We start from the raw sequence: 7,915 nt of genomic DNA, 5'->3' as shown, positions 1-7,915 counted from the left end.
TGGTGGTGATCACCGGGCTGTCGGGCTCGGGCAAGTCCTCGCTGGCCTTCGACACGATCTATGCGGAAGGGCAGCGGCGCTATGTCGAAAGCCTGTCGGCCTATGCGCGGCAGTTTCTGGACATGATGGAAAAGCCGGATGTGGATCACATCAGCGGCCTATCCCCGGCGATTTCGATTGAACAGAAGACGACCTCGAAAAACCCGCGTTCGACCGTTGGCACGGTGACCGAGATCTATGACTACCTGCGCCTGCTCTTTGCCCGCGCAGGCACGCCCTACAGCCCTGCGACCGGCCAGCCGATCGAGGCGCAGCAGGTGCAGGACATGGTCGACCGCATCATGAGCGAAGAGGAGGGCACGCGCGGCTATCTGCTGGCCCCCATCGTGCGTGACCGGAAGGGGGAATACAAAAAGGAATTCCTGGAGCTGCGCAAACAGGGCTTCCAGCGCGTCAAGGTTGATGGCGCGTTCTATGAACTGGATGAGCCCCCTACGCTGGACAAGAAGTTCCGCCATGACATTGACGTGGTGGTCGACCGTCTTGTGGTGCGCGAAGGGATGGAGACGCGGTTGGCCGACAGCCTGCGCACCGCGCTTGATCTGGCGGATGGCATCGCGATTCTGGAAACTGCCCCGCGTGAGGGCGACCCGGAACGGATCACATTTTCCGAGAATTTTGCCTGCCCGGTCAGCGGCTTCACCATCCCCGAGATCGAACCGCGCCTGTTCTCGTTCAACGCGCCATTCGGGGCCTGCCCGGATTGCGACGGACTGGGGGTCGAGCTGTTCTTTGACGAACGTCTTGTGGTGCCGGACCAGACGCTAAAGCTGTACGATGGTGCGCTGGCCCCGTGGCGCAAGGGCAAGTCGCCCTATTTCCTGCAAACCATCGAATCCATCGCCCGACATTATGAGTTCGACAAGAACACCCCGTGGAAAGACCTGCCTGCGAAGGTGCAGCAGGTGTTCCTGTGCGGTTCGGGCGATGAGGAAATCCAGTTCCGCTATGACGAAGGCGGTCGCGTCTATCAGGTCACGCGCAGTTTCGAAGGCGTCATTCCGAACATGGAACGCCGCTATCGCGAGACCGACAGCGCCTGGATTCGTGAAGAGTTCGAGCGCTATCAGAACAACCGCCCTTGTGGCACCTGCGAAGGGTATCGTCTGCGCGCCGAAGCGCTGGCGGTGAAGATTGCGGGCCTGCATGTCGGGCAGGTGGTTCAGATGTCGATCCGAGAGGCTCTGGCCTGGGTCGAGGATGCACCGAACCATCTGAGCGTGCAGAAGAACGAAATCGCACGGGCGATTCTGAAAGAGATCCGCGAGCGCCTCGGATTCCTGAATAACGTGGGATTGGAATATCTTACGCTGTCCCGTTCAAGTGGAACCCTATCGGGCGGTGAAAGCCAGCGTATCCGGCTGGCCAGCCAGATCGGTTCGGGCCTGACCGGGGTTTTGTATGTGCTGGACGAGCCCTCCATCGGGTTGCATCAGCGCGACAATGACCGGCTGCTGGGTACGCTCAAGAACCTGCGCGATCAGGGGAACACGGTGATCGTCGTCGAACATGACGAGGAAGCCATTCGTGAGGCCGACTACGTGTTCGATATCGGCCCCGGTGCCGGGGTGCATGGCGGGCAGGTGGTCAGCCACGGCACGCCGGATCAGATTGCGGGGGATGCGGCCTCGGTTACCGGGCAGTACCTGTCGGGGACGCGCGAGATTGCGGTGCCGACCGAACGGCGCAAGGGCAAAAAGCAGAAGGTGACGGTGGTCAAAGCGACCGGCAACAACCTGAAAAACGTGACGGCCGAATTCCCGCTGGGCAAGTTTGTCTGCGTCACCGGCGTGTCCGGGGGCGGTAAATCGACCCTGACGATTGAGACGCTGTTCAAGACCGCCTCGATGCGGCTGAACGGCGCGCGGCAGACGCCTGCACCCTGTGAAACCATCAAGGGCCTAGAGCATCTGGACAAGGTCATTGATATTGATCAGCGACCCATCGGGCGGACTCCGCGTTCAAATCCAGCGACTTACACCGGGGCCTTCACCCCGATCCGTGACTGGTTTGCCGGTCTGCCCGAGGCCAAGGCGCGCGGTTACAAACCGGGGCGGTTCAGCTTCAATGTTAAAGGTGGCCGGTGTGAGGCCTGTCAGGGCGATGGTGTCATCAAGATCGAGATGCACTTTCTGCCCGATGTCTATGTCACCTGCGAAACCTGCAAGGGCGCGCGGTATAACCGCGAGACGCTGGAGATCAAGTTCAAGGGCAAGTCCATCGCCGATGTGCTTGATATGACGGTGGAAGACGCGCAGGAGTTCTTCAAGGCCGTGCCCTCGATCCGCGACAAGATGGATGCGCTGGCCCGCGTTGGGCTGGGCTATATCAAGGTCGGCCAGCAGGCCACGACCCTGTCAGGGGGCGAGGCGCAGCGGGTGAAGCTGTCGAAGGAACTCAGCAAACGCTCAACCGGGCGGACGCTTTATATTCTGGACGAACCGACCACGGGTCTGCATTTCGAAGATGTGCGCAAACTGTTGGAAGTGCTGCATGAACTGGTCGATCAGGGCAACACGGTTGTGGTGATCGAGCACAATCTGGACGTGGTGAAAACCGCCGACTGGATCATCGATATCGGCCCCGAAGGCGGCGATGGCGGCGGTCAGATCGTGGCCGAAGGCACGCCCGAGGATGTGGCTGAATGTGACCGCAGCCATACCGGGCGCTATCTGAAACCGATGCTGAATCCGGAACGGGTTGCGGCAGAGTAATCTCTGCCGCGCCAAATCCTAGTATTGGGCGTATCGCAGCATGTTCCAATGGCGCAGCAACGGCGGGAAGAACAGGAAGACAAAGCCAAAGCTGACATAGGCGAAAACCATCATCGGTATCCACAAAACCACGCCAATCAGCCCGACAAACCCGGCGATACGCGTTGCCGATTTAGGCGGCAGAAAGCGGTGCAAAACCGCATGAAACAAGCGCCCGCCATCCAGCGGCATGAGCGGCAGCAGATTGAACAGCGCCAGCCACAGGTTCAGATCAGCCGTTACCCGCAGAACCCAGCCCAGTTGCGGCGATACGACCGAAGGCTCCAGCAGTGAACATACCGCCCACAAGGTCAGGTTCACGATCGGGCCCATGGCGACGATCAACTCATCCTCATAAGACGTGGTCGAGCGGCGGTGCTGACAATATCCGCCGCCGCCATACAGAACCACGCGGCTGACGGGCACGCCCTGAACCAGACAGCCCCAGGCGTGGCCCAATTCGTGCAGCAGGATTGACGCCAAGAGGATGGCCAGAAACCCAAGCGCATAGGGCAGGGTGTCCGGGTCGAAACTGAATCCGACAATAAGCAAAACCAGAAAGATCAGGCTTTGGTGAAACTCAATCGGTACATTCCAAGGGCCACGGAACTGGAAAATCGCGCCGTCACTGTTCATGGTCAATCCTCACAACAATGAGGATGATGATGACACTGGATTGCGTCAAAAGTTTGAAATTATACCGTAAGTTGTTCTGGCTGTGCCGATTTTCCTCGCTGAGAAATGGATGAACCGCACTCCTCGGGGCGATCTAGTTCAGAATATCAGCCACCGCCCCGATCAGGTTCAGCACTTTGCGCGTGTCGGGATCGATGCGATAGACATAGTCCCCGGCCCGCACATAGCTGTCCCCGCGTTTCAAACCATACCGGTAGGGATTGTCGATCCAGAAATAGTCGCGGTCGATCCGATCTCCGACCCCGTAGCGCGCCTTGACCTGTCCGGGTGGCACGCATGGCACCGCTTTTTTCGCCAGACCGGGTGGGCAATGGGCGACTTTTCCCTTGTTCGGTGTGACGCGATGAATTTCGACCGCATTCTTGTGCTTGCCTTTTCCCTTCCCGTTGCCATTTCCGGCCAATGCGGACATGGGGGTAAGGGTCAACGCGGCTACGGTGACCAGTTTTATCAGGGTTTTCATCAAACGGCTCCAATTCCGGTTCGTGCGGTCATGACCACACAGAAGGTCTGTTTGATTACTGAAGTAAGAACCTCCGTGCCGGGTTGCGAGGCCGGTTGAACGGCGGCGGCAAAACTCCGCCGCCCGTGAATTCGGGGACTGAGGTCAGAGCCGCCCGCGCTTTTCGAACCGGGGCAACATGGCGCTGAAATCGCGGCCCATGCCGTCTTCGTTTTCAACGAATTGCTCGTAAAGCCGCGTGGCGGCCTGACCCATCGGCGTATCCGCATCGGCGCTGTTGGCGGCCTGCTGGCTCAGGCGCAGGTCCTTCAACATCAATTCCGCCGCAAAACCGGGGGTATAGCCGTTATCCGCCGGGCTGTCCGGACCAACACCGGGGGCCGGACAATAGGCGTTCATCGTCCAGCTATAGCCTGAGGAGGTGCTGACCACGTCGAACATCTTCTGCCGGTCCAACCCCAGCTTGTCCGCCAGCGCAAAGGCCTCACAAGTGGCAATCATGGTGACGCCCAGGATCATGTTGTTGCAGATTTTGGCGGCCTGACCAGCCCCGGCCTCGCCACAATGCACGGCCTTTTGTCCCATAATGTCGAACAGCGGCGCGGCCTTGGCAAAGGCTGCGTCCGAGCCGCCTGCCATGAAAGTCAGCGTGCCCGCCGCTGCGCCGCCGATGCCGCCGGATACTGGTGCATCGACTGCCAGAAGACTGGCGGATGTTGCCTGTTCCGCGACGGTGCGGGCACTGTCCACGTCGACGGTCGAACAATCGATCAGCGCGGCACCTTCGGCCATGGCCGGGATTATTTCATTCGCAACAGAGCGCAGAATTTGGCCGTTGGGCAGCATGGTGATGACGACATCAGCGCCCGAGGCCGCCTCGGCCCCGGATGCGGCCATCGCGACGCCCTCGACAGTGACATCCGCCATGTCAAAGCCGGTGACCTCGTGACCCGCGTGCGCCAGATTGGCCGCCATCGGAGCACCCATATTGCCCAATCCAATGAATCCGATCTTCATCCCTTACTCCTCTGCAAAACTCAGCGCATCCGACCCAAGCGGTTGCAGCATTTTCGAAACGGCGACCGCGGGCACGTTCATATCGGCATATTGCCAATGCGGGTTGCGATCCTTGTCGATGATCAGGGCGCGGATGCCCTCCAGGAAATCCCCGTGCTGCATCGCGCGATAGGTGAAACGATATTCCATCTCCAGCGCCTTGCGCAGCGTCAGAGCAGAGCCGCGCAGCCGGTGCAGCATCTCAACGGTCGATGCCATTGAGATCGGGCAGTTTCGCCCGAGGGCGCCGAGAATTTTCGTCGAAAATTCTGGGTCACCGTTGCGGAGGGTGTTCAGAATATCTCCAAGCGTTTCGCCATCAAAGAATGTATCGATCCCGGCCTGTTGATCGGCCAGCGCGCTTTCGGGCGGGGTTTGGGCGTGATCCAATACCAGTTCTGCACGCCCCGAGGCCTCAAGCTGTTCGATCAGGTCCGGCCAGATGTCTTGCGCGATGTAGTGATCGGCGAACCCCGCATAGATCGCGTCGCCGGGACTCATGCGATGGCCGGTGGTGCCGAGATATTCGCCCAACCGACCCGGTGCCAAAGCCAACATCAACGAGCCGCCCACATCCGGGACTAGGCCGATCGAGCATTCGGGCATGGAAATCTTTGAACTCTCCCCAACCACGCGATGGCTGCCGTGGCAGCCGATGCCCACGCCGCCGCCCATGGTGAAGCCTTGCAGGAAGCTGATCACCGGCTTGGGATATTCGAAGATCAGGGCGTTCATGCGGTATTCATCGCGCCAGAACCTGCGGCCGTAGGAAAAATCCCCCTTGGTGCCGGTCTCATACAACTCGGCAATGTCGCCCCCGGCGCAGAAGGCCTTATCGCCTTCGGCATCAAAGATGATCAGATCGACCACGTCATCCTCACGCCAGTTGCGCAGGGCGGTGTCTATGGCCATGCACATGTCGTAACTTAGCGCGTTCAATGCCTTGGGCCGCGTCAGGGTGATGCGCCCGGCGCGGCCGGTGGTGCGGATGTCGATATCTGGCATGGGCCCCTCAGCGATTGGCAAGCATCTGGCGCGCGACGATCACGCGCATGATCTCATTCGTGCCTTCCAGTATCTGATGCACCCGCAGGTCGCGCACAAGCTTTTCGATCCCGTAATCGGCCAGATAGCCGTAGCCGCCATGCAGCTGCAGGCATTGGTCGACCACTTTCGATCCGGTCTCGGTCACGAATTTCTTGGCCATGGCGCAGAACTTGGTTGCATCCGGCGCCTGCGTGTCCAGCTTCCACGCGGCATGGCGCAGAAAGGTGCGGGCGGCCTGCAATTCGATCTCCATATCCGCCAGCCGGAATTGCAGGGCCTGAAACTGGTCGATGGACTGGCCGAAGGCCTTGCGTTCGGACATGTATTGCAGGGTCATGTCCAGCCCTGCCTGTGCGGCCCCCAGCGAGCAGGCCGAGATGTTCAGCCGCCCGCCGTCCAGCCCCATCATCGCGTATTTGAACCCGTCGCCCTCGATCCCCACCAGATTGCCTGCGGGGATCTTGCAATCATCGAACTGCACCTGCGCGGTGGGCTGGCTTTTCCAGCCCATCTTCTGTTCCAGCGCGCCAAAGCTGAGGCCTGACGTGCCGTCCTCAACATAGACCGTCGAAATCCCCTTCGGCCCATCCTCACCTGTGCGCACCATGCAGACATAAGCGTCGGAATAGCCGCCACCCGAGATAAACGCCTTGGTGCCGTTCAGCGTGTAGCCTTCATTCGTGCGCTCGGCGCGGGTTTTCAGCGCCGCGGCGTCCGAGCCCGAGCCGGGTTCGGTCAGGCAATAGCTCAGCACCGTTTCAAGGCTGAGGACATTGGGCATGATGCGCGCTTTCAGCTCGTCACCGGCGAAACTGTCCAGCATCTTGGCGCACATGTTGTGGATCGACAGGAACGCCGCGACCGAGGGGCAGGCCATCGACAGCGCCTCGAACACCAGTGTGGCGTCCAGCCGGGTCAGGTTCGACCCGCCCGCGTCTTCGGAAACGTAAAGCCCGCCGAACCCCAGCTCTCCGATCTGTGGCCAGAGGGTTTTGGGAATGGTTCCGTCCGCTTCCCACTGACGGGCAAAGGGGGCGATGTGGTCCTGTCCAAAGGCATGGGCCATGTCGAAAATGGCTGTCTGTTCCTCGGTCAGCGCGAAATCCATGGCGGGCCTTCTTTTCTGTCGGTGGAATTGAACAAGCGTTTTATTTCGCAATTCTTACAGAAATTTTGCAACCCTCGCAAACGGCCAGAGCGTTTAGAGATCGGCGTGAAACTCCTCGATCAGATGCCGCACAACAGCCTGACCGGGATCGTCACCGCGCGCCACCGCCTCGGCATGAACGCGGCGCTGGCGGATGGCTGAGGTGCCGTTTTCGGCGATCTGACGCAGGCGTGCGATCTCGGTCATGGTGCCCAAAGCCTCGGTATCTTCGGCGAGCATGCCCATCAGCTCACCGATCAGCTCGGCCATTGGTTTGATCGAGCGGTCGCCGAAATCAATCATACCCTCGCCAACGCCGTAACGTTGCGCGCGCCAGCGGTTTTCTCCGATCAGGAAACGGTCATATTGCCGCCAGCGCAGGTTGCGGTCCTTCAGGCGGCACAGCATCCGGGTCAGCGCCTGGACCAAGGCGGCCAGCGACAGGGTGTGTTCCAGCCGAGGCTGCACGTCCATGATGCGGGTTTCCAACGTCGGAAAGCGATGCGACGGTCGCAGGTCCCACCAGATTTTCGAGGTATCTTCGATCACGCCCAGTTCGACCAGCACCCCGGTGGTGCGCTCGTACTCGCCCCAGCTGGTGAAAATCGGCGGCAGGCCGGTGCGGGGCAGGTTGTCGAACACGGTCAGACGGTATGAGGACAGGCCGGTATCCTCACCGCTCCAATAGGGCGA

General features: G+C 60.3%; 7 protein-coding genes. 1 reads left to right on the top strand and 6 read right to left on the bottom strand.

The features are described 5' to 3' along the window. Nucleotides 1-2,774 (top strand): excinuclease ABC subunit UvrA (gene uvrA / locus MPJ51_RS09405; RefSeq protein ID WP_298385203.1); only part of this gene is annotated, 2,774 nt, incomplete at its 5' end. 18 nt (nucleotides 2,775-2,792) lie between these two features. Here the strand turns inward: uvrA and MPJ51_RS09400 are convergent. The 6 genes from MPJ51_RS09400 to MPJ51_RS09375 all read right to left on the bottom strand — a co-directional run. Beyond that, the gene (locus MPJ51_RS09400) at nucleotides 2,793-3,449 is read right to left on the bottom strand and encodes a site-2 protease family protein (protein WP_298385199.1); all 657 of its coding nucleotides are present in this window, start codon (nucleotides 3,447-3,449) and stop codon (nucleotides 2,793-2,795) included. A 133-nt stretch (nucleotides 3,450-3,582) separates the two neighbouring features. After that, nucleotides 3,583-3,972 (bottom strand): hypothetical protein, encoded by a 390-nt coding sequence (locus MPJ51_RS09395; protein WP_298385196.1) that lies wholly within the window; start codon nucleotides 3,970-3,972, stop codon nucleotides 3,583-3,585. Between the two features lie 144 nt (nucleotides 3,973-4,116). Continuing rightward, on the bottom strand, nucleotides 4,117-4,989 hold the full coding sequence (mmsB, locus tag MPJ51_RS09390; protein ID WP_298385193.1) for a 3-hydroxyisobutyrate dehydrogenase: 873 nt from the start codon (nucleotides 4,987-4,989) through the stop codon (nucleotides 4,117-4,119). 3 nt (nucleotides 4,990-4,992) lie between these two features. Next, nucleotides 4,993-6,033 (bottom strand): enoyl-CoA hydratase/isomerase family protein, encoded by a 1,041-nt coding sequence (locus tag MPJ51_RS09385; RefSeq protein ID WP_298385190.1) that lies wholly within the window; start codon nucleotides 6,031-6,033, stop codon nucleotides 4,993-4,995. Nucleotides 6,034-6,040: 7 nt separating this feature from the next. Then, nucleotides 6,041-7,183, bottom strand: a complete 1,143-nt coding sequence (locus MPJ51_RS09380) for an acyl-CoA dehydrogenase family protein (RefSeq protein ID WP_298385187.1) — start codon at nucleotides 7,181-7,183, stop codon at nucleotides 6,041-6,043. A gap of 93 nt (nucleotides 7,184-7,276) precedes the next feature. Further along, nucleotides 7,277-7,915, bottom strand: a 639-nt coding sequence (locus MPJ51_RS09375) for a glutamate-cysteine ligase family protein (RefSeq protein ID WP_298385184.1), incomplete at its 5' end; no start/stop codon positions are given.

This window comes from Ruegeria sp. (assembly GCF_028066395.1).
Classification (GTDB): domain Bacteria; phylum Pseudomonadota; class Alphaproteobacteria; order Rhodobacterales; family Rhodobacteraceae; genus Ruegeria.
The sequence above is the reverse complement of the archived record's forward strand: the minus strand, read 5'-3'. Positions and strand labels throughout refer to the sequence as shown.

What these genes read in the sequence shown, in the direction of transcription:
- MPJ51_RS09380 (WP_298385187.1), bottom strand. Translation starts at nt 7,183, where the DNA reads ATGGATTTCGCGCTGACCGAGGAACAGACAGCCATTTTCGACATGGCC.
- MPJ51_RS09385 (WP_298385190.1), bottom strand. Translation starts at nt 6,033, where the DNA reads ATGCCAGATATCGACATCCGCACCACCGGCCGCGCCGGGCGCATCACC.
- MPJ51_RS09395 (WP_298385196.1), bottom strand. Translation starts at nt 3,972, where the DNA reads ATGAAAACCCTGATAAAACTGGTCACCGTAGCCGCGTTGACCCTTACC.
- mmsB (WP_298385193.1), bottom strand. Translation starts at nt 4,989, where the DNA reads ATGAAGATCGGATTCATTGGATTGGGCAATATGGGTGCTCCGATGGCG.
- MPJ51_RS09400 (WP_298385199.1), bottom strand. Translation starts at nt 3,449, where the DNA reads ATGAACAGTGACGGCGCGATTTTCCAGTTCCGTGGCCCTTGGAATGTA.